The following is a 24,958-nucleotide window of genomic DNA, read 5'->3' as shown; positions in this document are numbered from 1 at the left end:
ATGACTTTCCAATCAATAGATCGCCGACGAATGTTGTCGCGCAGCGGCATGGGATTAGGCATGCTTGCCCTGGCTGGCATTCTTAACGACGAATCTAGAAGCTCCTCCGTTTCGGCCCAGCAGCCGATCGCGGGCAATTCGCTTAGCCCGCGGCCGCCTCATTTCCCTGCGGCTGCGAAACGAGTGATTCATTTGTTCGCCAATGGCGGACCGAGCCAGATCGATACGTTCGATCCGAAGCCGGATTTGGTCAAGTTCGCGGGCAAAACGCTGAGCGATAAACTTGGCCGTGACCGCCGACTCGGCGGCGTCGGCCATCCGTCGCCGTTCAAATTCACGAAGCATGGTGAGAGCGGAACCGAGGTCAGTGAACTGTTTCCCAACATCGCCAAGCACGTCGACAAAATGTGCGTGATTCGGTCCATGGTCACTGACGTCCCGAACCATGAACCGGGATTGATGATGATGAACTGTGGCGACATCGTGCGTCCTCGTCCTAGTGTCGGTTCGTGGGCTCTGTATGGATTGGGGACCGAGAATCAAAGTTTGCCAGGATACGTGGTGATGTGTCCCAGCGGGTTGCCGACTGCCGCGACGGCAAATTGGAGAAATGCATTTTTGCCGGGGATCTATCAAGGCACGCACGTTGACACTCAGTTCACCGATCCCGAAGAGTTGGTGGCAAACATTGAAAACAAATTCTTGGTACACGATCAACAGCGACGACAATTTGATTTGATTCAAGATCTGAATCGACTGCATCTGAGCCAGCGTGAAGACGATCAACAACTGACCGGCCGCATCGAGTCGCTGGAGTTGGCATTTCGTATGCAGGGCGAAGCACGCGAGGCGTTTGACCTATCGGACGAGCCCGAACACATTCAGAAAATGTATGGGGATTCACTGCAAGGTCGACAAATGTTGATCGCGCGTCGACTGAGTCAGCGTGGCGTGCGTTACGTCCAGGTGTACCACGGTGCGGGACAGCCTTGGGATTCGCATGCGGCGATCGAAAAGAATCATCCGCGGTTGGCTCGCGAGTGTGATCAGCCGATCGCGGCACTGCTGGCGGATTTGGAACAGCAGGGACTACTTGATGAGACGCTAGTAATCTGGGGCGGTGAAATGGGACGCACGCCGACGGTGCAAATGCCAGTGACGGCGAATCCTGGTCGCGACCATCACGACGATGGGTTCACGGTCTGGATGGCGGGCGGCGGTGTCAAAGGAGGCATGACGTACGGAACGACCGACGAAGTCGGATTGAAGGCAGTCGAAAATCGCGTTCACGTGCATGACCTACATGCCACGATTTTGCATCTACTTGGGTTCGATCACACGCGATTGACCTATCGTTACGCCGGTCGCGATTTCCGTCTGACCGACGTCCACGGCAACGTCCAACACGCCATCATCGCCTAAAGTGGGATAGGCTTCCAGCCTTTTTATACCCCAAAACATTTTCTTGCCTTTTCTCGTGTGTGTGCGAATGATTCTGCGATTTAGATTTTCATCGCACGGAGGTTGCACGGATGGTTATCGATTGGGTACGGCAGGAATTTGAATCGTTGGACCTGGGCCACAAGCGGCGGGTGGATCGCGTTGTTAAGTTTGTCTCTCAAGCTTCCTCGATCGGCGAGTCGACACCGGACCGTGTTCGTTCCAAAGCTGACTTGAAGGGAATTTATCGCTTAGCCAACAACCCCAAGGTAGACGTGGATCAAATCTTCGACGCACATCATCAGGCCGCTCGAAAGCGATGCGGCGAGCACAAACGGGTCTTTCTGGATCAGGACTCGTCCGAGTTCGATCTGACCAAGCCAAAGCAGCAGGTCAGCGGGGCAGGACCGCTTTCGGGCGGCAAACGTTTTGGCTTTTTCTACCATCCGCTCTACGCCGTTGCTGCCCCAGGCATCCCCTTGGGAGTGGTCGACCAAGTTCTTTGGACTCGTGATGCGACGTCATTGGAAGTGCCAGCCAAGGAGCGCAAAGCCGAACGGCAGCGACGCTGTTTTGAAGAAAAAGAGAGCAGCCGATGGATGGAAATGATGCAAAGCGGCGAGCAAATCGCCCGCTCGATGCCGCAAACTCAGTTCATTCAGCTTTCCGACAGCGAATCGGACATTGGCGAACTGCTGGCCGAGGCGGCGGAGTTTCCAGAGAACTATGGATTCATCATTCGTCAGTGCCGGACTCAGAAGATCGTCGCCGCCGTCGATGCGGTCACCGGCTCGCCGATTGATGATGTCACGACAATTGAAGAGACGCTTTCAAAGGTCGCTTGGCGTGGAGAGAAAACGGTTTCGATCGGTGGCCGAGACGCTCCGGTGCTTCCAGATGATAAGAAACGAGCTCGGAAACAGGCACGTATTTCACGCGAAGCGCTGGTGCAATTTCGCAGCGTGCGCGTCAAAGTTGCCGGAACCGGGCGGTCCAGCACTGGCAAGTTGACCGACACTTGGATCAATGTGGTGGAGTCGCTCGAGGTGGATCCGCCAATCGGTGAAGCCCCGATTAACTGGATGCTTCTGACAACCCTGCCGGTCAGTTCGGCGGAAGAAATTGACGAGGTTTTGACCGGCTACTGTTTTCGTTGGCTAGTGGAGTTGTACTTCAAAACACTTAAAAGTGGGCTTCACATCGAAGACATGAAGTACGAAACATTGGAGCGTTATATACGAGCGTTTTCGATGCTCACGGTCGTCGCTTGGAGAGTGGAGTACCTCAAGGGCGCCACACGTCATGACGGACAGTCGCCCTGCACGGTCTACTTTAGCGAAGACGAATGGATGGCGATCATGATATTTCTAACTAAACGCCCGGTCGATCCGAAGTCTCCACCAACGATGGAAGCGTTCGGAAAATCGATCGCCATCCTAGGCGGCTACATCGACAAAAAATCGCAGGGTCCTGCCGGCTCAAGAACTCTCTGGCGAGGGATGAACCGTTTCTCGACCATCGTTGAAGCGTTCGTTGCATTCAAGCAAATGAGTTTTGGGGTATAAAAAGGCTTCCAGCCTGTCATCAGGTGCAAGGTTGGCCTGCTGAAACTTTAGTATTGACGTTGGATATTGGGGTGAGTCTTTCTTCCGCCCTATAGCAGTCACCTCTCCACCGACGAAGAAGACTGCTGATTTAGTAGCAAAGTTGATTCGTTGAGCGGATTTGGTTTGCACCGCGAACAAATTTGAGATTCTTATCCGGTAGCCCCTCTTCGCAAGCCAGTCTCGCTGGAGACAAGCTGCAGCCGATTGACACGCGAGTTGAACTCGTTTGCGGCCCCGATCAATCTTGTTTTACCAACATCCGATCATCTTGGCGCACGAAGGCCCCTTGAGGAGTTTCGTCAGACGCCGAACATTCACCGTAAAGCATGTCATTAGTTCCTGAATTTTCACTTTGGATCGTCCCCAGTACCGTGCCCTTCGACCGCATCCATGACGTACGATCTCATTGATCTTTCGCTCGATCGCGGGATGCTCTTTTCGCACCGAACGATACTCCTCCGTGCCCACCTTAGCGCGGGCTCGTTCGTACTCCGTTTCGTACTCATTTTTGGACACTCGACGGCCACGATGAGCCGTCGGTCTGAACTCTGGATAACATTGCGATAGTAGAGAACAAGTCCGACAACCCTTGAGCGAGAAGTCGTAAAACAACGAATTAGGCTTGTCTGCTTTTCGCCGTGGGGTGCCCGAGGTATGACCTGCCGGGCAGGTGACATGCTGACCATCTTCGCTTTGGAGGAACGCTGAATTGGGATAGCCTTTCCCTTCGCTGTGTTCGCTCGGCGGTGTGATCACGTCCACGGCAAGACCGTTGGGATCTTCCAGCGTTCGTAGCATCGGTCCGTTGAATCCAGCACCATCGATCGAGAGTTGCTCGATTTGATTACCGTGAACCGCGTGCTCGCGTTGCACCAAACTGATCGCGTCGTGGGCCTCGGCACCGTTGGCCGGAAGCACTTCGATTTGCGTCACCAGTCCGCTGTCGGCGTCCATCATCACGTCGAGCATGTAACCATCATAGAACTCGCCATGTTTGCCACGCCGCGCCTCGGGATCGACCACGCTAAGGGTACGGTCGCCGCTACCAGGATTCAAACAATCCGCCGTGATTTTCTCTGCCAAACTTCGCACCGCCAACAGCCGTTGCCAAGTCAATTTCTGTTCTGGATCGGGGGCTTCGGCGGGTAACCTCTGCATCCACTGGAGCATGTCCAGCACCAAATCCAAGCGAGCTTGCAAGCGGATCTCGTCGGATTCTTTTTCAGTCTCCGCTCGGATTCGCTCCGCCTCGATGTGGTATCCAGCGGCCAACTCGGCGTCGACGGACTCGATCGCTGAGAGCATCTTTTCTCTAAGTTGCGCGAGCAGTCTTAGAGTGGTAGGTACGGCGATGTTAGCCAGGACGTGGGTGGCGTCTTTTAGCCGAAGCCGATCGCGTACCACCCCGGCGTCCCGAGCAAAGGCGATCAGTCGATCAAAAATTTCCTGAAATCCTTCCACTCCGAGACGCGCTCGAAAGCGGCAAATCGTGGAGGCGTCGGGCATTTCAAAACGGATAGGCACCTGGAGGAACCAACGAAATAGCAAATCCGTCTGAGCTCGGGCAACGACACCTCGGTCAGAGAGACGGCAGGTATAGCGAAGAAACTCCAGCTTGAGCATATGAATGACAGGCAGAGCTGGTTGCCCCATGTTCGGAACATAATACTTTTCAAGGTCGCCGCGGAACGACTCCCAGGGGATCAACTGCAAAAGCATCCAGTAACGGCGAGTCGCCCCGAATAACTCGTGCGTAAATGGCTAGGTCCTCGGCTGAAATTTCCAGCAGAAAATCACGGTCTCGTGTGATCATTCTTTGTTTCTTCTAGCACCTCACTCTTGCGTCCAAAGGGGGGGGGCAATGGGGAATTATATGCACGCCGCAAAAACGAGGGAATGACTAAATCAGCAGTCTCCGAAGTCGGGGGAGAGGTCGAGCACGCCCTTAAGGCGTTGCTCGGCTGAGGGGGCGACCGCGCTATCATCCGAGCATCCCAGTGCGAATGGCGTTATTCCCTGCAAGCGAGTTGCTCGGTCGGCCCCCTCACCCGAACGTCGCTGAAGGCTCCGTTCGACCTCTCCCCCAACGAAGGTGACTGCTGATTTAGTAGCAAACGCACAGGCCGGAGGCCGACAGATAGACTGCCGTTGGCGTGAGCCAACGGTTTAGGGGCGACTTGTCGCCGTAAGGCCGGAGGCCGACACACCGGCAGCAGATGTCTCGCCCTCCGGGCCATGTTTTTCTGCCTCTCCTGACCGGTAGCTTACGCTACCGGCAGAGGGTGTATCGGCCTCCGGCCTGCAATCAATGCTACTAAATCAGCAGTCACCGAAGTTGGTGGAGAGGTGGCAAAAAAACTGCGCAGTCTTCGCGACTTTCGCTACGACTTACGGCGCAAATGGATCCGCCGAAGGAGGTTGCGGCGACCGCGGAGCCGCAAAGGGATCCTGCATCGGCTCGCTGCTAAATGGATCCACCTTAGCGGAGCCTCCTCCGAATGGATCCGCACCAAACGGATCCGCGCCGCCCGAGTTGCCGCCAAAAGGGTCCGCCGTGGGTGCGGGAGGTCTGGATTGAATATTTTCCTGACGCATCAGCTCAGTGAGCATGCGTTTGGCCACTTCAACGCGTTGATCCATTTCCTGGATCTGTTTGGCGAGCATCAGGATGCGACGTTTTCGTACTTTGGCGACGTCACTTGCACTGGGCTTCGCAACGGGTGCTGCAAACGGATCGTCACCAACCGATTGTCGCGCACTTCCTTGATTTATGGTCGGCAACTTGAAAGTATTTGATGACGAAGGCGTGTCGAGTTTTGCTGTTATTTTTAGTGGGGTGATTCCATTCGTCGTGGGACCAGCGGGTTTTGCGGTAAGGAGTTCAATCGGGATGGCTCGACGAAAATCTGTTCCACGTTCCAGTTTCGACTTGGGAACTTTCCACGCTTGATATTCACCGGGCAACAGACCGATGGCGAGATAGGTTCTGTCCGCTGTCGGGTGGGCAACGGTTCCTAGCGGCCGATAATCGGAGCGCTGATCGCGTGTCGAGTCGGCCAAACGGATGTAGTCATCCGTGTCCACCAAGTTCGGCGTCTTGGCCGCATCATCGCTTCGAGTCAGTACAATCATTTGTTCGTCGCTGGACCAATCGGGCATCGCCGCTTCGGTCAGGTCACCATGAATCTCCAGATCCATTGCTCCATCGTCCACCAGTGGGATGGGAGTGTTGTTGGTGCTTGCGGTCTTACGCGATCTCGCCAAGACAATACGGCTTGGTCCGCCCGTCGAAGACAACAGGTTCAGTAAGTGCGGATTGTGCTGCACTTCCTCGTAGCGATCTTTTAAGACCAGCGCCACACGAACCTCGCCAGGCGGCATCGTCACCGATGCAATGCGGAAACCTTTGGCGTCCTTCTCTTCAGGCTCCGTCAATGAAGCGACTTGCCAATAGGATACATAAGAATTGAATCGCCAATCGGAAGTTCCTGGGCCGGTTTCGTTTTCGACAGGACCGCCGCCAGCAAAACCACCTTGCCCACCTTTCGACGTGACCGTCCTCATAAAGGCAAACTGCGGATAGACAAATCCGTTGGTCCACAGTGCCAACACCACGTAACGATCCGCTGCATATTGTCGAGGCACGGAAAACGTCAGCGTCGCCGCTTCACGTAGCTGAATTTTCTTTACTAGGCTGAAGGTCGGAGGAACAAATGCAAATCCGTTTTTCGGGTTGGTGGCGAAAAAGATATACGGGGCTCCAGGAGTCGAATGCAAAATATTCGACGGGGGTTCGTTCGGATCCACTGTTCCGTCGGAGCCCGCATCCATTCCCATGCCCATGTCGGACCCCATCCCCATCATCATCTCGCCTCCTCCTTCATCCATGCCCATGCTTTCCATGCCGCCCATGCCGTACATCTCTTGCGGATATTCGACCTGGATGCCTTCTCCCTCATCCATCAATTGAACATAACCGGGAATCATTCTGTTGGTCGTCTCGCCGTTGCGCGAAGTGACGGTCTTGCCATCGGGCAAAAACACAAGTTCTCCGTGCGTAAATCGATGGACGATCGTTTCAGGAGCAAACTTGCCATCGGGACCCACAACATGAATCCGCTTTGTCGGTTCTTGCGAATACAGAGGCGATCCCCAAATCGAGATCACCGCGAAAAACGTCAAGACGCCGCTTGTTTTTGGGAGCTTAGTTTTCATCTTTTTTCTCATCAGAAGATGTGAGCGTTTTTTTATCTCGTAAGCGATCCAGCTCATCGACCAGAGCGGTCATCTCCAGATCCAGTTCCTGTACGGTGGCTTCAAGCTGATCGATTTCCGAATCGTTTTCGTCGATGGCGAAAAACGAAAGATGCAATGGCGTTTCATTATGAGGGATTGGCTGATCGCTCACGATCGGCAGCGGTTCAGGTGACGAAACCTCGTTTTGCGGAATGACCCGTGGCACGACTCCGCCCGAGGAAATCGAGTGGTCGACGGGATCGCTGTCGCCTGCGGGTTTGGAAGCGATGGGTCTTGGCGGAAAATCGACTTCGGCCTGCCAGCGATCGTAGCTGGAGACACTGAACCCGCACACGATCAGCATCAATAGCACGCCAACAAGGGCCGGCAGCAATCGGCGGCGATGTTGTAATCGGGATGGCAATTTACACCTCACGGGATCGAGTAAATGCTGCTCACACGCTCGCAATATGGTTTCGCATTCGCCGGCCGTTTCCGGACGATCGTCGGGATCCAGTGCATGAAGCCAATCAACTAACCGGTGTACCCACGCGGGCAGATCGAGACCGGCTTGAGCCAATTTTGGCATCTCACCTCGAGCAATCGCGGCAACAATGGTATGCGTCGGCAATCCCCGCATCGGCGGTTCGCCCGTCAACATCGACCACAGCACGGTACCGAGCGAATACAAGTCGCTCTGCGGTCCGGCATCATTCCCGCGAGCCTGTTCAGGCGACAAGAACCCTGGTGTCCCCACAATCACGCCAGTGTTAGTCATCGAGACATCATCTTGGATTTTGGCGATCCCGAAGTCGGTCAGTACCGCTTGCTCGGTTCCCTTTCCCAACAAAATGTTCCCCGGTTTCACATCGCGATGGACAACCCCGTGTTGATGAGCGGCCGCGAGTGCTGAAGCGGTTTGCCGGGCAATCCGGATCGCATCTAGAACATCTAGCTTGCCATGCTTCTCTAAACGCGACATCAGCGAAGGGCCGGGCAAATAGGGCATCACCAAATACGGAATCCCTTGCCAACGATCGACCTGATAAATTTCGATGATGTTGGGATGACGAATGGTGGCGGCCGAGCGGGCTTCGCGTTCGATCCGCTCCAGTGCGGAGGGGAGATCCAGTAGATGAGCGGCAGGCAGTTTCAGAGCGACGATACGATCGATATCCACATCACGTGCCTTCAGCACGGTTCCCATGCCGCCGCTGCCCACGATGCCGCAGATCTCAAATCGTCCGATCCGCCCAAGCGAATGAGGATCATCGCTGGGCGACAAAATCGCGCGGAGTACTGGCGATAGCCGAACCGACACTTCCATTTCGTCACCGGCCGGCGCGTCCAGGAAATCCTCGTTCAAGCTATTGGACGATGTTTTCCAAAACGTTTCGTCCGCAGCAATTTGTTCGAGTCGTGATGCACATTGTTGGCAATGATCGAGATGTTGTTCCACACGCGGGTCTTGCGTGCCAGACAAAATTGCCTGGAAGTCGACTTCGGCTAAACAAACTTCGGCATCGGGATTCATGATCGGTCCTCCTCGGCCTCGATTTGCTGCACTTGCTCGCGTAGTCGCCGCACAATCCGGCTGCGGATGGCATAGATCGCGCCGCGTGATTTGCCTAATCGCTGCGTGACACTCTCAATCGATTCGCCCTCGACATGAGTGGACCAGAATGCGTCCCAGCTAGTCTCGTCGTAATCGTTTCGTATCGCGTCGGCGGCGATCCGAATCAAGACTCTTTGGCGATCGTTTTCCCAATCGTGGCGAGAATCCTCGGTCGCAGCCGGACGCGACTCGAGTGTGATCTGATGTGTCGTACCGCCGATGCCGCGATGATTCAGGTCACGACAGACGACATTGACGAGCGAGTTGCGGGACACACGGTTCAACCACGCTGCAAAACGCTCGGGTGGTTTTTCACCGATTGCATCGTCGCAGTGCTGATGCCAGCGCCTGGCCGCTCGCGCGACTCGCCGGATCACATCCGAGACCACATCGTCGGCCGCATGATGATCCAATCCGCGTCGCCGCGCAAATCGATAGATCACAGGACGATACAACGCATCAAACCGCTGCCACGCAGTGTGGTTGGCAAGATCGCCGATCTCAGAGATCAGCAGCGGATAAGGTGTCGGCCAAGGCGTCATGGTAAAACGGATTCGCGACAAGAAAGGATAAGAGAAGACGCACCCAATTGGGAACGGCTAACAGTATGACCCTTCGCGTGGCCCCGATCTGACGCCGGGCAAGAAATAAAATCAAAATTTCTTGTCTCCTGTCGACTGCGAAGCCAAAGATTGCGGTCAAAGTCGCCATCGCTCATAATTTCAACCTGTTACCCAAATTGGCATTCTCGCCAAAACTGCCATATACAAAGAGTGGCATCGTCGACGGAGCCTTCAGGAAAATATGAATACTCAAGACTATCAATCCTACCGCGGTCTTCCTTCGCTGGCGGGGCTAAGTTCGCTTGAGCGGGCCATCCAATTCGATTGGAGTGTCGAGGAGAGTGCAAAACGCTGGAAACGCCTTCATTTTGTGTTCAAGCGGCTGTACGAGACGCTAACCGCAAAGATCACGTCCGAGCCGATTTATGAGCTCAAAACACTGTTTAGCCATCACGCCTACCTGTGCAGCGAACAAGTCAGCACGATTCGTCGCCGTGTTGGCGAGATGCGTGAACCTCCGCTGGGGCTCGACAAAGTTCCTCATGCTGGACTCGAGCGTTTGATGGACGAAATCGCCGCGGCGCCGACGACGAACGAGTTTCTGGTCGGAGTTTACGAAGTGGTGTTTCCCGCGATTCTGCGAGCATGCCAACGCTTCAAGACCGAGGCACATCCGCTTGCCGACGCTCCTTCGATCCGAGTTGCGAAGCTGATCGAATTTGAAATCGATGAAGTCCAACAGCTAGGCGAACAATCGATCGCGTGCTTGGTTGACAGTGATCAACGCACCGCGATGCAACCGTGGGTCGATTGTTTACAGCAATGCCTGCGCGCGGCCGGTGAACTGGATGGTACCGCGCCGAGCGACGCGTTGGTCCCCGAGCCGATACATAGCCGGACGCCGTCCGTTTATCAATCGGAACCTCGGCGCGACGAGCGGTTTCAGGATTCGTTTAACGCTGGCGTCAATCCCGAAGCGTTTTTGTACGACTCTCGTTTTTCCGCTCGCGATAAAACGTTGATGATGTATTACAAACGAATTCGTGAATTGGATGTCCCGGAGATGATGGCGAGCATCTTGGTTGAAATCGGGGACGAGGAACCGTGGGATTTTCATGCCGAGATGTCGCGGCAACTGTGGGACGAAGCACGGCACGCGATGATGGGCGAAGTCGGCTTCGTCGCGCAAGGCATCGACTGGACCCAAATCCCGATCAATTTCACTTGGTCACGCAACCTGAACACGCAACTCGACGCACGCGAACGGCATGGGGTTTTGTTTTTTATTGAACAAGGGCTGATGCCCAAAACGGGGAAACGGTACGAATGGGAAGTCGGGATGGAAAGCGGCGATCCACTGTCGGGCGTGTTTCAAGATTTCGATTGGGCCGACGAGGTACTACACGCTCAGATCGGTCGTCGTTGGTACGTTCCGAAGTTCGCTTCGCTCAATGAAGCCCTCGATTATGGCGACCGATGTTGGTCCAAAGTCCTCAGCCATTGGCGAGCCTACAAAGAGCAAGGATTGACGGAGCATCGAAATTGGTGGCCCGAGGTCTATGAAACGGCGTGCGCCAATTGGGGCGTCACTCCGGACCCTGCCGCGCTCGCGTTTGACACTACATACGAAGAGAGCCGCGCCGATCTCAAAGAGATCCAGTAGTGAAACTCGCGGAGAGTTTCGTCCATCTCAGCCACATCCGAAACTCTTGGCGAGTTTCGCTACGGGAAGCTCCAGATACCGATGACAGGCTAGCAGCCTATCCCATATTTAACTGAACAGGGCGAGACGCTGGACGCGGTGATTGTTGCTGTCCAAGACGTGCACGTGGTCTTGCGAATCGACCACTACGCCCCATGGCTGATACAATTGGCCGGGCTGAAATCCAGGGCCACCCCAGGTGGCGATCCATTTGCCCTCCGGCGTGAATCGCTGTAACCGCTGGTTGCCATATTCGCAGACGATCAAGGTTCCATCACTGGCAAATGCCAAATCGTACGGATAATAAAATTCGCCCGCCGCGTCGCCTTCACGACCGAAGACATTGATTAACTTTGGCGTTTCTTCGCGAATATCGAAACATTGAATGCGATGGTTGCACGCGTCGGCGACCCATAACACTTGATCGCGGACGACGAGACTTTGCGGACGGACAAACTGTCCGTGCTCGTTTCCCGTACCGCCCCACTGCGTCAAAAAATTTCGTTCGGGATCAAATTTCTGAATGCGGTCTGAATCGCCATACTCGCCGATATAAAAACAGCCTTGGTCATCGCAAACCGTGTCGGTGACAAAGGCAAACTCGCCCGGCGAATGACCAGAGACACCCCCGATTTGCTTGTCCGTACAAAGATCACCGCTGAGTGTGTAGGCGAGCGTGCGATAATAATGCGTGTCAGCAACCAGCAAGTTCGGGACTTGGTTCTTGCCTGGTGGCGTTTCGACAGCGAGTCCGGTGGGCCGTCCGTTTTCGGTGTCCGGTGTTTTCCAACTTCGCTGGAAATTTCCATCGACGTCAAAAACTTGGATCCGGCCGGTGGTATCGACAATAAATAATTCGTCAGCGGGCGAGATCGCGATCGCTCGCGGCTTCAAAAAACGTCCTTCACTAAAACCTCGTCGTCCCCACACGATTTGGGTACTTGAACCCGACGCACTCGAAACGCAGCCGGAAATCACGCTGGAACCGAGCGCAAGCGACGCGCATAAGATCGTTCGGCGGGAGTGTTTTGCAGTGGACAAGGTCGTATTCGGCTTCACGTTTTCGAATTTAGTCAATGGTGCTAGTGTATCAGCAAAGCCCGTGATCGAGGCAACGCGGCTGCTCACGCGGACTTGTGAAGACGTTTTAATAGCCCGTACAATTGTGAACGCCTTCAGTGCCGAAAAACAGCCCGCTTTCCCTTTGACCTCAATCCATGCCAAAAATCCTGGACCTACAAACAGCAGAAGATTCGCGAGATATCGTGCATCGAACTGTCCAAGCGTTGGTTGAAGGGCAAGTCGTGGGTGTGCCGACCGAAACGACCTATACGCTCGCCGCCCTGGCACTGAGCACGAAGGGCGTCGAGCAGCTACGAATGCTTGCAAATCGCGAAATCGAGGCTGCTACGGCGAATAATCCGTCGGGGCCGGACCGTCATTGGATGGAATTGTCAATTCGCAGCCGTGACGGGGCATGCGATTTTGTTGGCACGGCTTCGAGCACTCTGCGGCGGTTGTTGCGACGTTGTTGGCCGGGGCCGCTGACGGCGATGGTGCAGTGTCCCGAGCCCTTTTCGGCTTTATCTCAATTGCCCGTCGGAGTCCGCGAGCAGGTCGTGGACGAGGATGGATATGTCAGTTTTCGAGTGGTCGACCACTCGGTTTTGGATCAAATTCACCGTTATTTGTCGGGTCCGTTGGTATTGGCTAGTTTTCAGCCGAGCGAGGGGACCGAGATTGCCACGGTTGCCGCTAGAATGGTGGAAAAATACGGCGACGAATTGCCACTGCTGCTCGACGATGGCCCGACACGCTATGGTGGTGTCACGACGGTTGTCCGAGTCAGTGGCAATCGCTGGGAGTTGCTTCGCGAAGGCGTGATTGAACGTGCTGCTATGAACCAATTTGTGAAACCTGTGATCGCGGTGGTCTGCACCGGAAATACCTGCCGTAGTCCGATGGCAGAAACTCTTTTACGTGAACAATTGAACAAGCGAACCGGATGCGATGATGCCGTGCGTGTCATCTCGGCGGGCGTTGCGGCGCCAAGCGGTGCTGGAGCGGCTCCGCAAGCGGTTGCGGTGATGGGAGCACGGGGGCTGGATTTAACCGGCCACAGCAGCCGTCCGCTGGATGAATCGGTGGTCAACGTTGCCGATTTGATCCTGACCATGACGCGAGGCCATCGAGCGGCGATCTTGGCGGCGTGGCCCGATATGCACGAACGTGTCTTTACATTGCGACGAGACGGGGGCGATATTAGCGACCCCGTGGGCATGGCGGTCGAGGTCTACGAGGCCTGTGCCGATCAAATAAACGAAGAACTAGGAAAATGGCTCGATTCATTCGGCGAGGATTTTTTCCCTACCGAAATCACAAGCCAAGAATAAATAGGTGACAAGATGCTGAAGATTTGCTTAGCAAGCGATCACCGTGGCGTTCATATCAAAGCAAAGTTGATGCAATCCCTTGCCGCAGCCGGTTTTACGGTTAGCGATGAAGGGACCAATAGTGATACAGCCTGTGATTACCCGGACCTCGCCAGTCTGGTGGCCAAAAAAGTTAGCAACGGGGAAGCGGATCGCGGTATTTTGATCTGCGGCACCGGGATCGGGATGGCGATCACCGCCAACAAATTTTTAGGTGTTCGCGCCGCCTCGTGTTACGACGAAGTGCTGATCGAAATGAGTCGGCGACACAACGATGTCAACGTGCTCTGTTTGCCTGGTGATTTGATCGGCGAACGCCCGATCGACGATCTCGTCCTGCTGTGGCTGAAAACCGAATTCGATGGCGGACGTCATAACAAACGGGTTCAGAAGATTTGCTCAATCGAAAAAGCCAATCTTCGCTGTGACTCTGCTGCTGCGGAATCGTCCGAACCCACCTCCGGTCCCAAAGGACCGCAGCGTTGATGAATTGGTCCAACTTGATTGGTCACAAGCAAATCGAAGCTTGGTTTGCCACCGCCATCCGCAAAGGCCGATTGACGGGCAGCTTTCTGTTTGTCGGCCAACCGGGCGTTGGTAAACGAACCACCGCCAATCTGCTCGCGCAAACACTGCTTTGCGAACGAAACAATCCCGAAGAAATGAACCCCTGCGGTGTGTGCGAAGGCTGTGTTCAAGTCACAGCTAAAACGCACCCCGATGTCACGCGTGTTGGCAAACCGAGTGACAAGTCGTTCATTCCGCTGGAATTGCTGATCGGGCCGCCGGATTCACGCATGCAAGAAGGTTTTTGTCGTGATGTACGACTGCGTCCGATGCGAGGCCGCCGGCGTGTAGCGATCATCGAGGATGCCGATTTTCTAAACGAAGAAGGAGCGAATTGTTTGCTGAAAACGCTCGAAGAGCCTTCGGCCAATGCGGTCATCCTGTTGATCGGGACCAGCGAACAACGGCAATTGCCCACCATTCGTTCACGCTGCCGTGTGATCCGGTTTCAATCACCCAGCGGTGAGGACGCTCTGCGATTGATGCGTGACGTCCACGCGATCGAAGCGTCCGACGAACAGATTGCCGATGCGGTCGAGGTCGCGGGCGGCGACATGCACGTCGCGACGCGATTGCTAAGTGGTGAAGCGGACAAATTGCGTGATGCACTGCGATCCCAATTTGGCTCGAAAACACCCGATCCTGTTGCACTGTGCCGGATCATCAATGCCCACGTCGAACAGTCCGGCAAAGAGGCTTCGAAGCGACGTGCAGCAATGCGGGATGTGTTTTCGTTTGCGGTCCAGCATTATCGTCAACAACTTCGGCAGGCATTTGACAGTCGGCTGGCGACGCTGCATTCACTCAATCGACTCGACCGTTCGATTCGCGCGTTACGAGAAGTCGATCGCAGTGCAAACCAAAGCACGTTGATCGAATGTTATTCAGCCGATATCGCTGCCGCCACGACTGGCGACCGAGGCGAAATCGGTTAACGGTCGCTGCACTGCAGCCATCATTGATCAATCGGGTCCAAGTGGGCATGCTGAGAATCGTGCTCATCGACGAACACGTTTTTCGCCAGTGGAAATTGATGTGATCGACTTTCCATGAAGTGCATCTGATAGCCGGCGGTATTGGGAAAGACGATCAAATCGCCTCGTTTGACTCCACGCGGAAAATGAAACCGTCGCAGCGATAGGAACTCGGACTCGGTGCAATAGGCGCCGACCAGATAGCCTTCGGTCGCCTGCGTCTCACTCGAGTCGCGATCGCTTGGACATGAAAGCAGGATCGGATCGATCAAAAATTCGTCATCGGTGGTGCGGCACTGCGTCCGGTTCATCGACAAGCCGATCAACGCGTAACCGCTCGGGTGTCTTTTACAGAACTCGACGCGAGCGATGGTCATTCCGCAACCGTCCAATAGACTTCGTCCGGGTTCACAGCGGAGCTGCAATCCTCGGCTGCGAATCGCGTCCGCAACCGTGCCCGCGGCGGCATCGTTCAGGTCGAGTTTATGATCCAGCAATTGGGAAAACCAATTTGCCGAAACGAGGTCTTGGTACATGGGGTAGCTGTTCAGTTTGCCAAACACCTTGCCATCGCCAGCGATTCGCCCCAAGCCATGGCGGTCAAACGTGATCGCGTCTCGGTGCCCCAGAAGCGACCGTTCGTGCTCGTCTTGGAACTGCGTCCACTGATCCTCTCGCTGCAAGTAGCGAACAGGAATTCCACCACCGATATCGATAAACTCGAGTGGTCGGCCGTGCTGATGAAGTGCATCCGCAAGTGGCAAAATTTGCTGGATCGCTGAAACACGCTGATCGATCGAGCTGCCGTTGAGATGAAATGCAGGCCAACCATCGTGAGCCACGGGGCCGCTAGTAACCCACTAAATGAAGAAGCGCCGTTTGTGAATTCGTCGATGTCGACTCCAAATCGCGAAGGCAACTTCTGTCCTCGGTGCTGAAATCCGCTGATTCGAAGTGCGATTCGTGCAGGGCGTGCCAAACCATTGGCAACGCTCTGAATCGCCGTCAATTCGTCCGCATTATCCACAACGATCGTTACTCCGTTGGCAACACAGCGATGCAACAGAGGCGTCGGTTTGACCGCGGCGGTGCAAATGATCTTTGCAGGATCGATATCTTGCAATAGCGTTTGCTGCAGCTCGATGTCGCTGGCGACATCGATTGCGATACCAAGTCGTTTGGCAGCATCAATCCAGCGGAGACATTTGTTTGCCTTGCGGGCGAAATGAATTTGCAAAGCGAGGTCGCGATCGTCTGCGATTGCCGCCAACGCACGCACATTGGCTTCCAGCGGAGCTTCGCACAGAACATTCAGCGGCGATTCAAAACGGTCCACCCATGGGTGGATTGATGGCTGGGATAGAACGTCGACCATCCACGGTGCCAAAACGCCCTCAAGCGGTACCACTCCGCAACAACCGCCGCGGAGCCGCTGAACTGCCCGATCGTGTTGACCGAGTTGCGAGTCGTTGGCAAGCGGTGGGATGAAGGAAAGCGGAGCAGACAAGTTGTTGGCGTTTCCGAAGAGAATGAATGGGACGCTATCGATTTGTTGATTAAATCGAAATTCGAATTTGCCATCATGAGCCCCAACTGCTCAAGGACGCGTGCGAATTAAAAAACACATAACCCAAAGCGTGGATGTTTTAGTTGCGTAATTTAGCCACGGAGTGGCGGCAGCATGTAGCCTGGGGCGTGAGCCCTGCTGATTACCCAATTTTTAATGTTCAGCTGAGACGGGCGGTCCGAAGGATCGCCATGCCAACGCGAAGTCCATCATTCGGCGAGTTCCGCGCCAAATCGTTTCCATCCCCGGTGGCCCATCATGTTTGCGTCGATTGTAGCCACCTAACTGAGCAAGCATCGGGATGAACTGCGAGAGTTCTGGGGCTGATTTGGGTGGTTCGGTTTCCTCAACGATTTTCCATACCGACTTCCACTCCGCTTCGCTGAACACGACATCACTGGGCAACTCAGGGCATTCTCGTCCAAGGAACGTGACAAACAGGATCCGCCACGCGACCACTTTGTAAAACATCAACGCGCGAATCAATCTGCTTTTCGTTTCCAGCATGATGTCCTCGACGCGGCAGCCCGATTTGTAGACTCTGAAAAACATTTCCACTGGCCACCGCGCAACGTAGTAATCCACGATTCGCAGAACATCCTGGTAGTCGTCAATCGGAAGTGAACTCAACAGCAGCCAGTTCAGATCGGTTCCGTCGCCCGGACCGCCGACCTCTTGCACAAGTACCACGCTGAGCGTCACTTCGGGAAGAGCCGATCTTGCATGGGGAGGTTTTACTTTTGTGCGAATCGCCCGGATTTCCAGAGTGGCTGTTCGGGCGGTGCGCTTCGCGGTGGCCGGTAGTTCGATCTGCCGCGTCGTGACGAGGTTAGAGTTTTCGACTTCCTCGCGCATCTTCTTGTAGGTATTGCCGCCCGCTTGTTCGTCTTTTTCAGGCAAGCTGCGGACTTGTTTGCTACGGATGACGAAGTCCGCAGGGCATTCGTGTTTTTCAGCTTCGACGAAGATGTCATAGATGTCACCTTCGCGGTCAGCCAACGAAACAATTTGCGTCTGGGGGCACTGGGATGCCAACTGGCAGCAACGCCGATAGCCTTGGAGCCATCGAAAACTTTCCTTGTCTTCGATGGGATCTGTCTTTCGCTCTGCTGCATTGCCCAAGCTCTCTTCGCTACGATCAAAGAAGTCGACATCGAGCACTCCCAGGCATAATTTTTCAGGGGTAAAGACAACGGAGCTATGGTCGTAGAGCCCTCTCCTTTCTGCTTGATTGAGGCAACGCACATCGTCGGGGGCGTGATTGCCAAAGTCCAATTCGGTCGTGTCTTGGGCCACGCAGACAACCTTCTGAAACTTGATTCGCTGAATTGTCGCTCGCCGGTGAGCGCTGAGAATCTCGTCGCTATCGACCTGCGAGTTTTGCAGGAACCGATAGGCTCCTTTGGCATCCTTCCATTTGTCGCAGGCTGCGTTGATACTCTCTTGAGGGTTGGCGAAGAGTGCCTTGAGAATCGCTTTGGATCGATCGTTTCGGCTTTTGTGCCCGAAGTCGATTGTGTTAAATTCTTGTTCAATGGTGGTCGGAATCGCATTCATCAATTGATCTCCTATCGCGTTAAAATAGGAAATAAATGGCGCAAATCGCGTGCCAAAACAGAGCTGATGTTGGAGAAGATTAAAAAACTATTGGGTAATCAGCAGGGCGTGAGCCCCAGGTTTCCGGTCCAAACGTTAACAAAGCCCCGGAGGGGCGACAGCAACCGACCATTTCGTATTCTGTCGCCCCTCCGGGGCTTCACGTCATTTTTCCCTTCGTCAGCCTGGGGCTCACGCCCCAGGCTGACGTGCCTCCGGCACTTTCAAGTTGATTCAAAAGGCGGGCGTTGTCGTCGGCGAACGGCTTGCTCGGTCAGCCCCCTCACCCGAACGTCGCTGAAGGCTCCGTTCGACCTCTCCCCCAACGAAGTTGGTGGAGAGGTGGCAGAAAACTAGAGCCCCGTTCGCTCTCGCGCGAGCGGCTCATGAAAATCAACGCAGGCCGCAGGCTTTTTGTGCACGCGACAGGACGCCCGCGGCGACTTCGCGAGCACGCGCTGCTCCGTCGCGAAGCGTTTCATGAACGTAATCCAAATTCGCTTCGAGTTCTTCGCGACGTGTCCTCGCTTCGGCAAAGTAGTTTTCACTTGCTTCGGCAACCGCCTTCTTGACGTCACCGTAACCGAACCCGCCTCGTCGATACATCGCCGCCATGGTTTCGACATCTTCGGGCGACGAGAATAGTCGATACAGCTGAAACAGATGATCGCCCTCGGGCTCTTTGGGTTCTTCCATCGCCCGGCTGTCGGTGGTGATTCGCATGATCTGTTTACGAATTTGCTTGACGTTACCAAACAGCGGTAGCGTGTTGTTGTAACTCTTGCTCATCTTTTCGCCATCGGTTCCCGGAACCTTGGCGCTGTGGTCGAGCGTCTTTGCCTTGGGCAACTTGAAGGTTTCGCCGAAGGTGTGGTTGAAACTGCCAGCCAGATCGCGGGCCACTTCGATGTGTTGGACTTGATCCTGGCCGACCGGAACGACTTCGGAGTCGTAGATCAAAATGTCGGCCGCCATCAACACGGGATAGGTGAATAGCCCCGCATCCGCGTTGAGCCCCTTTTCTTTTTTGTCTTTGTAGGCGTGGCACCGCTCGAGCAGTCCCATCGGCGTGCCCGTCATCAATAACCAAGTCAACTCGCTGACTTCCGGCACTTGCGACTGCACGAACAGCGTCGCCTTTTTCGGATCCAACCCGAGCGCCAACAGGTCCAGCGCCGCGTCGAGCGTGTATTGCTTAAGCGATTCCGCATCACGCACGGTCGTTAAGGCGTGCAGGTCCGCGATGAAGTAAAAGCCATCGTTGTCATCTTGCAGGTCGATGTATTGATGAATCGCACCAAAAAAGTTGCCCCAGTGAGGTCGTCCGGTGGGTTGGATACCTGAGAGAACACGCATGCAAAAAACCTTCAAGAAAACTAAACGAGAGACGAAGCGGCTCACTGAATCCAAGCACAGTGAGCCGTCTTTATACGACGGACGCGATGATCCGTCGCGAGGTGATCAAAGATTGCAGAAAAGTAGCCGTCTATGTCTGCGTCAGCTTGCCGCAGCCGATTCGGATCCCGACGACGTGGTGGACGCAATGGGAGCTTCGAGGACTCCGCGGCAGCGTTGCCACATCAGAATACCCTCCAGCACCATCCAGGCTTGCAAGCCAAGGATGCCAAATCCAAACAGGATCAATGTCCATTTTTGCTGGGGGATCCAGTTATAAACCAAGTCGTATGTCATCGCCCATGCCGGCATGACCAACATGATGAACATCGGAATGGCGACGAACGCGAACGGTTTGGACCGTCGAGCGAGGTAGAAGACGGCGACCATCAGGGCCAATCCGGCCAGCAATTGATTGGTCGCTCCGAACAATGGCCACAGCACCATCCCGCCTGTTCCTGGTTTGTCACCCACCCCGAGGGCGATGACGGCGGCGACGACAACCGCGATTCCCGTCGCGATGAATTTGTTGGTCATCGGTTTGATGTGTACGCTTTCGCCAAGTTCTTGCAAGACATATCGCTGCAATCGGGTCGCGGTATCGAGCGTGGTCGCGGCAAAACTGGCGACAAGCACCGCCATGATCGCAATGGCTAGTTTCAGCGGCAGTCCGATCGTAGCCAAAAAGTTAGCTCCACCATCAATAAACGCAGCCAATTTCTGAGGCAACTTGTGGTCGGCCCAACCTCCCGGGGATCCGTCAGCTTTGGTTGCGCGGTAATACGTTTTCCAAGCTGCGTTGCCAGTCACGACCTTTCCGTCGGCGCCCAACACGTTGGCGTACTCGCCGATCCCGTTGACTTCGGTTCGCTGGACTCCTCCCATGCCGATCCCAGCACAGCACGCCAATATCACGAGGACCGCCAAAGCTCCTTCGAGCAACATCGCTCCATAACCAACGGCTTGAGCATCGGTTTCACAATTGATTTGTTTGCTGGTCGTTCCACTGCTGACCAAACAATGAAACCCGCTACAAGCACCACATGCGATCGTGATGAACAAGAAAGGAAGGATCGGCGGCGCATCGGCGGGGACATTCTCGGCCTTGGCAATCGCGGGAGCCGAGGCCATCAGGTCGGCGTGCCCTGAAATCGAGGCGACTCCCAATCCGATCACCAGTAGCACGAGTGCCACGTACAGTTGGTGGCTGTTGATGTAATCGCGGGGTTGCAGCAGTAACCAAACCGGCAGCACCGAAGCGGCGAAGGCATAGGCCAACAAAATCAGCGTCCAAACGACCACCGGTGTGAAAAAACCGTCACTGTTATCGGGCAAAGATATCGGCATGTAGTACGCACCGAAGTAAACGGCACCGTACAGAACAACCAGTCCAAAAACGCTAGGGCCGAGCAGTCCGCCCCCTTTTTTGTAAACCCAAATCCCGATTCCGATTGCGACCGGCATCGCGATCCAAACGCTCAACACCGATTCGGGATAGATCGCGAAGATAATGGCAATCACCAAGCCAAAGACGGCCAGTACGACGGACAACGCGAGTGCCAACACGGCCAGAAATAGCACCTTCGCTCGCGGCGTGATCAACCGCCCTGCGACTTCGCCGATCGTTTGTCCCTTGTTGCGAAGCGAAATGACGAGCGCCGCCATATCGTGAACACCGCCGATCAAGATCGATCCAAAAACGACCCACAATAGAGCTGGCAACCATCCCCAAAACACGGCCAATGCCGGGCCTACAATCGGCCCCGTTCCCGCGATACTGGTGAAGTGGTGCCCAAAGATCACCGATCGACGCGTCGGGACAAAGTCGACATCGTCGCGAAGTTCGTGACTGGGGACGACCGCTTCGGGGCTTAGCTGAAACAAACGGCGTGCTAACCAGCGACCATAGGTATTGTAGGCGACGATAAATCCGATCATCGACGCCAAGGCCACAATCAATGTGCTCATGAAAAATAACGTTCTAATCAAAGGTTGGGAGGGAGCGAAAAACGCGTGGAATTTGAGCATCGTCACCGGAAAGCTTCAGTGAGCCAGTTCACTGACGACGCTCGGAGGGATCTGCAGAACAGACTCGCACGAGTGACGGTGTTTCGTGTTCACCGTCATTCGTGTATACCGCCCGTAGTATAGGACGATTTTCACCCTATAATACCGTGGTCAACTCTCAAAATCTTTCCTTTAATGCAACGAAATCCGGGAGCCGCACAAGCGTGAGCGACAAAATAGAGAAGACAATTATCATTGGAAGTGGTCCTGCGGGATGGTCCGCAGCAATTTATGCAGCTCGCGCGAACCTGAATCCGGTCGTCTATGAGGGCACCGTGCGTCCGGAAATGATTCCGTTGGGCCAGTTGGCGTTTACCACCGAAGTCGAAAACTACGCTGGATTTCCCGCCGGAAACGTCCGCGCGTTTGTGGAATCCGCCGTCGACAAGGACCGGCACTGGAACTTGCCAATGGCCCCCGCTGGGCACGAAAAAGACGGCCAGCCCCATTACGCCGTCCAGGGCGTCGAGTTGATGGAGCTGATGAAGCAGCAAGCACTCAACTTCGGCACTCGCGTTGTTAGCGACGATATCGAAAGCGTTGACTTTTCCGGCGATGTTCACGTGCTGAAACCTGCCAGCGGCGAACCGGTCAAAGCCAAAACCGTGATCATCGCGACCGGAGCACGTGCTAATTACCTCGGCTTAGATACCGAGGAAGCGTATAAGAACAAAGGTGTTAGCGCGTGTGCGGTTTGTGACGGTGCATTGCCGATCTATCGCGGCAAGCCACTCGCGGTTGTTGGCGGTGGTGACTCGGCTGTCGAAGAAGCGACCTATCTTGCGAATCTGAAGAACGCTGCGACGATCTATTTGGTCGTTCGTCGTGACGAGATGCGAGCGTCCAAAGTGATGCAGGATCGCGCCCTGAACCATCCGAATATCGAGATGAAGTGGAATAGCGTCGTCGATGAAGTCTACGGCGACGAGAAAATCGTCACCGGAATCAAGCTGAAAAGCACCATCGATGGCTCGATTAGCGACTTGCCTGTCGGTGGCATGTTCGTCGCGATTGGGCATACGCCGAACACTGCCTTTTTGAACGGTGCGGTCGAGACCAACAGCAGCGGTTATATTCGTTGGACAAAAACTTTCCGCACGAACACCACCGCGAAGGGTGTTTTTGCTGCAGGCGACGTCGCGGACGATTATTATCGACAGGCGATCACGTCCGCAGGAACTGGATGTATGGCTGCATTGGACGCTGAACGCTACCTCGCTGAACTCGAAAGTTAGGCAGCGAGCGTTATTTCAGGGGCAGGATTTTCGGTCTTGCCCGGGCGTGCATTCGCCACGTCAAAAAAGCCATGCGGACGCGTCTTCGCACTGCATCCGCATTTCCAACCGACCTTATCTATTCGTTCTTCCCACAACCCACCACAGAAAATCTCGCCATGTCAGCAGCCGAAACCGACCAAGCAACTCAAGGGAACGAAAAAGTCCAAGCCGAACGCGAGTTACTTCGGCAGGCACAAGCCGATGGCAAGGTTTTGGGGGCTTACATTCGGTTGTCGGGGCCCGGTTGGTTGCAAAGTGCGATCACGCTGGGCGGTGGTTCGCTGGCGGGGTCGTTGTTCCTCGGCGTACTTGGCGGCTACAGCATGCTGTGGTTGCAATTGGTCGCGATTGTGTTGGGCGTCGTGATGTTGTCCGCGATCAGCTATGTCACGCTGAGCACAGGGCGTCGTCCGTTTGAGGCGATCAACAGCGAAATCAACCCGGCGCTCGGTTGGGGCTGGATCGTGGCAACGATCATGGCCAACATGATTTTCTGTATGCCTCAATTCAGTCTTTGCTACGACGCGCTGGACAAAAATCTAGCGACGCTTGGTGGAGGCGATGGCTTGGGCGGCGGCGCGGTGACCAAATGGGGAATCACGTTGGCGTTGTTCCTTGCTGCCGGTTTTGTCGTCCTGCTGAACACTCGGCAAGGCAAAGCGGCGAAGTTCTTTGACTTGTTCCTCAAAGGCTTGATCGGCATGGTCGTGATCTGCTTTGTCGGCGTCGCTGTGTTGCTGTTTGGCAGCGGCGAGCTCGAATTCGGCACGATTTTGGCCGGTTTTGTTCCCGATCTGGGCCAGTTCATGCATCCGGCGGGTGCCTTGCGAGGGTTGGTCGAAGGGTTATCGCCTGAGGCTGAATCGTTTTGGACTCAAAAATTAATGGGGACCCAGCGGAGCGTGATGATCTCGGCGATTGCGACCGCGGTCGGAATTAACATGACGTTTCTGTTGCCTTATTCGATGCTGGCTCGCGGTTGGGACAAACCCTTTCGCGGACTCGCACGTTTTGACTTGTCCACTGGCATGGCAATCCCTTTTGTGCTGGTGACCAGCTGTGTCGTGATTGCTGCTGCGGCATCGTTCCATAACAAGATTGATCCGCAATTGGCATCGACCAACCTCGCCGAAATGGAACAGTCACCGACGTTCGGTGCGGTCAAATCAAGCTTGCTTGCTCGCGTCGATCTTGAGCTCGGTGACGCCGCAGCGACCACCGACGAGGCCACAAAACTCGAAATGGTTGCGAAGCTTCCTGAAGATGAAAAACGAATCGCATCCGCACTGATCAAACGTGACGCGTTCCAGTTGTCGCGGACGTTGGCACCGCTGTTGGGCGACAGTAAAGCGAAGCTCGTTTTTGGGCTCGGTGTGTTTGGTATGGGGTTCTCGACGATCATCATTTTAATGTTAATCAACGGCTATGCATTTCAAGAGTTGTGCGGCCGTCCCGGCAGCAGCAGTTTGTTTGTTACCGGCGTTTTGGTCGCTGGGATTTCCGGAGCGAGTTGGGTGTGGTTATGGACCGATGATCAAACGCGATTTTGGCTGGCCATTTTCGCCAGCACGTTTGCGGTGATGTTGTTGCCGATCGCCTACATCACCTTCTTTTTGATGATGAACAGTCGGCGAATCTTAGGCGCTGACAAACCGACGGGCGGCCGAATGGTGGCCTGGAACGTTTTGATGAGTCTTGCCGTTGTCGGTGCCGTGGCGGCAGCTGGAACTGCGATGTACGACAAGGCGATGGATACACAGAACCCGGTTTCGTTTTATGTCGTGATTGGGATTCTGATTGTCTACTCACTGGCGGTGGTGATCGGATTTGCGTTCCGAAAACCGTCCAAGGTCGCGACGGAATAGCGTGGTAGTCCGGGCGTTCGAATCGGACGCCACCCCTCTCTTTGTAAATGCTTCA

General features: G+C 54.9%; 18 protein-coding genes. 8 read left to right on the top strand and 10 right to left on the bottom strand.

Annotation, left to right across the window (positions count from 1 at the left end; translation table 11 throughout):
- Together SH528x_RS26750 and SH528x_RS26745 are read left to right on the top strand one after the other, a co-directional pair.
- Entirely contained in the window at positions 1-1,422 is a 1,422-nt protein-coding gene (locus SH528x_RS26750) for a DUF1501 domain-containing protein (RefSeq protein WP_442506502.1), read from the top strand.
- Between the two features lie 110 nt (positions 1,423-1,532).
- Positions 1,533-3,005 (top strand): IS4 family transposase, encoded by a 1,473-nt coding sequence (locus SH528x_RS26745; RefSeq protein WP_442506501.1) that lies wholly within the window; start codon positions 1,533-1,535, stop codon positions 3,003-3,005.
- Positions 3,006-3,296: 291 nt separating this feature from the next.
- Here SH528x_RS26745 and SH528x_RS26740 read toward each other — a convergent pair whose 3' ends face one another.
- From SH528x_RS26740 to SH528x_RS26725, 4 genes are all read right to left on the bottom strand, one after another.
- Positions 3,297-4,766, bottom strand: coding sequence for a transposase (locus tag SH528x_RS26740; RefSeq protein WP_442506500.1), 1,470 nt, complete (start codon positions 4,764-4,766; stop codon positions 3,297-3,299).
- Between the two features lie 669 nt (positions 4,767-5,435).
- Positions 5,436-7,262: a hypothetical protein gene (locus SH528x_RS26735; RefSeq protein ID WP_442506499.1), complete on the bottom strand. Its 1,827-nt coding sequence runs from the start codon at positions 7,260-7,262 to the stop codon at positions 5,436-5,438.
- Positions 7,252-8,817, bottom strand: a complete 1,566-nt coding sequence (locus SH528x_RS26730; RefSeq protein ID WP_442506498.1) for a serine/threonine protein kinase — start codon at positions 8,815-8,817, stop codon at positions 7,252-7,254. Before SH528x_RS26730 ends, SH528x_RS26735 begins: the two co-directional genes overlap by 11 nt.
- The gene (locus SH528x_RS26725; protein ID WP_442506497.1) at positions 8,814-9,440 is read right to left on the bottom strand and encodes a sigma-70 family RNA polymerase sigma factor; all 627 of its coding nucleotides are present in this window, start codon (positions 9,438-9,440) and stop codon (positions 8,814-8,816) included. Before SH528x_RS26725 ends, SH528x_RS26730 begins: the two co-directional genes overlap by 4 nt.
- Before the next feature lie 262 nt (positions 9,441-9,702).
- Between SH528x_RS26725 and SH528x_RS26720 the strand changes: the two genes are divergently transcribed.
- The gene (locus SH528x_RS26720) at positions 9,703-11,124 is read left to right on the top strand and encodes a hypothetical protein (protein WP_442506496.1); all 1,422 of its coding nucleotides are present in this window, start codon (positions 9,703-9,705) and stop codon (positions 11,122-11,124) included.
- Between the two features lie 108 nt (positions 11,125-11,232).
- Here the strand turns inward: SH528x_RS26720 and SH528x_RS26715 are convergent, their stop codons facing one another.
- A complete protein-coding gene (locus SH528x_RS26715; RefSeq protein ID WP_442506495.1) occupies positions 11,233-12,093 on the bottom strand; it encodes an NHL repeat-containing protein in 861 nt (286 codons plus the stop codon).
- Positions 12,094-12,380: 287 nt separating this feature from the next.
- Between SH528x_RS26715 and SH528x_RS26710 the strand changes: the two genes are divergently transcribed.
- Genes SH528x_RS26710 through SH528x_RS26700 form a run of 3 tightly spaced genes read left to right on the top strand, consistent with a single transcriptional unit; the run spans position 12,381 to position 15,097 of the window.
- Positions 12,381-13,556: an arsenate reductase/protein-tyrosine-phosphatase family protein gene (locus SH528x_RS26710; RefSeq protein WP_442506494.1), complete on the top strand. Its 1,176-nt coding sequence runs from the start codon at positions 12,381-12,383 to the stop codon at positions 13,554-13,556.
- Between the two features lie 12 nt (positions 13,557-13,568).
- The gene (gene rpiB / locus SH528x_RS26705) at positions 13,569-14,081 is read left to right on the top strand and encodes a ribose 5-phosphate isomerase B (protein ID WP_442506493.1); all 513 of its coding nucleotides are present in this window, start codon (positions 13,569-13,571) and stop codon (positions 14,079-14,081) included.
- The gene (locus tag SH528x_RS26700) at positions 14,081-15,097 is read left to right on the top strand and encodes a DNA polymerase III subunit (RefSeq protein WP_442506492.1); all 1,017 of its coding nucleotides are present in this window, start codon (positions 14,081-14,083) and stop codon (positions 15,095-15,097) included. The genes rpiB and SH528x_RS26700 overlap by 1 nt, the downstream gene beginning before the upstream one ends.
- A gap of 20 nt (positions 15,098-15,117) precedes the next feature.
- Here SH528x_RS26700 and SH528x_RS26695 read toward each other — a convergent pair whose 3' ends face one another.
- The 5 genes from SH528x_RS26695 to SH528x_RS26675 form a co-directional block, all read right to left on the bottom strand.
- Entirely contained in the window at positions 15,118-15,672 is a 555-nt protein-coding gene (locus tag SH528x_RS26695; protein ID WP_442506491.1) for a hypothetical protein, read from the bottom strand.
- An 11-nt stretch (positions 15,673-15,683) separates the two neighbouring features.
- The gene (locus tag SH528x_RS26690) at positions 15,684-16,643 is read right to left on the bottom strand and encodes a hypothetical protein (protein ID WP_442506490.1); all 960 of its coding nucleotides are present in this window, start codon (positions 16,641-16,643) and stop codon (positions 15,684-15,686) included.
- A 213-nt stretch (positions 16,644-16,856) separates the two neighbouring features.
- Positions 16,857-18,260: an IS4 family transposase gene (locus SH528x_RS26685; RefSeq protein ID WP_442506489.1), complete on the bottom strand. Its 1,404-nt coding sequence runs from the start codon at positions 18,258-18,260 to the stop codon at positions 16,857-16,859.
- A 432-nt stretch (positions 18,261-18,692) separates the two neighbouring features.
- Positions 18,693-19,655, bottom strand: a complete 963-nt coding sequence (gene trpS, locus SH528x_RS26680; RefSeq protein WP_442506488.1) for a tryptophan--tRNA ligase — start codon at positions 19,653-19,655, stop codon at positions 18,693-18,695.
- A 141-nt stretch (positions 19,656-19,796) separates the two neighbouring features.
- Positions 19,797-21,662, bottom strand: a complete 1,866-nt coding sequence (locus SH528x_RS26675; RefSeq protein WP_442506487.1) for a carbon starvation CstA family protein — start codon at positions 21,660-21,662, stop codon at positions 19,797-19,799.
- Between the two features lie 263 nt (positions 21,663-21,925).
- Here SH528x_RS26675 and SH528x_RS26670 point away from each other — a divergent pair, with 263 nt between their 5' ends.
- Together SH528x_RS26670 and SH528x_RS26665 are read left to right on the top strand one after the other, a co-directional pair.
- Entirely contained in the window at positions 21,926-22,996 is a 1,071-nt protein-coding gene (locus SH528x_RS26670; protein ID WP_442506486.1) for an NAD(P)/FAD-dependent oxidoreductase, read from the top strand.
- A 158-nt stretch (positions 22,997-23,154) separates the two neighbouring features.
- A complete protein-coding gene (locus SH528x_RS26665) occupies positions 23,155-24,903 on the top strand; it encodes a divalent metal cation transporter (protein WP_442506485.1) in 1,749 nt (582 codons plus the stop codon).
- Positions 24,904-24,958: the final 55 nt, after the last annotated feature.

Source organism: Novipirellula methanifontis, assembly GCF_052161655.1.
Taxonomy (GTDB): Bacteria; Planctomycetota; Planctomycetia; order Pirellulales; family Pirellulaceae; genus Novipirellula.
This window is presented reverse-complemented; position numbering and strand designations above follow the sequence as displayed.

Coding starts and splice junctions, on each gene's coding strand:
- SH528x_RS26750 (WP_442506502.1), top strand. CDS start 1: ATGACTTTCCAATCAATAGATCGCCGACGAATGTTGTCGCGCAGCGGC.
- SH528x_RS26745 (WP_442506501.1), top strand. CDS start 1,533: ATGGTTATCGATTGGGTACGGCAGGAATTTGAATCGTTGGACCTGGGC.
- SH528x_RS26740 (WP_442506500.1), bottom strand. CDS start 4,766: ATGCTTTTGCAGTTGATCCCCTGGGAGTCGTTCCGCGGCGACCTTGAA.
- SH528x_RS26735 (WP_442506499.1), bottom strand. CDS start 7,262: ATGAAAACTAAGCTCCCAAAAACAAGCGGCGTCTTGACGTTTTTCGCG.
- SH528x_RS26730 (WP_442506498.1), bottom strand. CDS start 8,817: ATGAATCCCGATGCCGAAGTTTGTTTAGCCGAAGTCGACTTCCAGGCA.
- SH528x_RS26725 (WP_442506497.1), bottom strand. CDS start 9,440: ATGACGCCTTGGCCGACACCTTATCCGCTGCTGATCTCTGAGATCGGC.
- SH528x_RS26720 (WP_442506496.1), top strand. CDS start 9,703: ATGAATACTCAAGACTATCAATCCTACCGCGGTCTTCCTTCGCTGGCG.
- SH528x_RS26710 (WP_442506494.1), top strand. CDS start 12,381: ATGCCAAAAATCCTGGACCTACAAACAGCAGAAGATTCGCGAGATATC.
- rpiB (WP_442506493.1), top strand. CDS start 13,569: ATGCTGAAGATTTGCTTAGCAAGCGATCACCGTGGCGTTCATATCAAA.
- SH528x_RS26700 (WP_442506492.1), top strand. CDS start 14,081: ATGAATTGGTCCAACTTGATTGGTCACAAGCAAATCGAAGCTTGGTTT.
- SH528x_RS26695 (WP_442506491.1), bottom strand. CDS start 15,672: ATGTACCAAGACCTCGTTTCGGCAAATTGGTTTTCCCAATTGCTGGAT.
- SH528x_RS26685 (WP_442506489.1), bottom strand. CDS start 18,260: ATGAATGCGATTCCGACCACCATTGAACAAGAATTTAACACAATCGAC.
- trpS (WP_442506488.1), bottom strand. CDS start 19,655: ATGCGTGTTCTCTCAGGTATCCAACCCACCGGACGACCTCACTGGGGC.
- SH528x_RS26675 (WP_442506487.1), bottom strand. CDS start 21,662: ATGAGCACATTGATTGTGGCCTTGGCGTCGATGATCGGATTTATCGTC.
- SH528x_RS26665 (WP_442506485.1), top strand. CDS start 23,155: ATGTCAGCAGCCGAAACCGACCAAGCAACTCAAGGGAACGAAAAAGTC.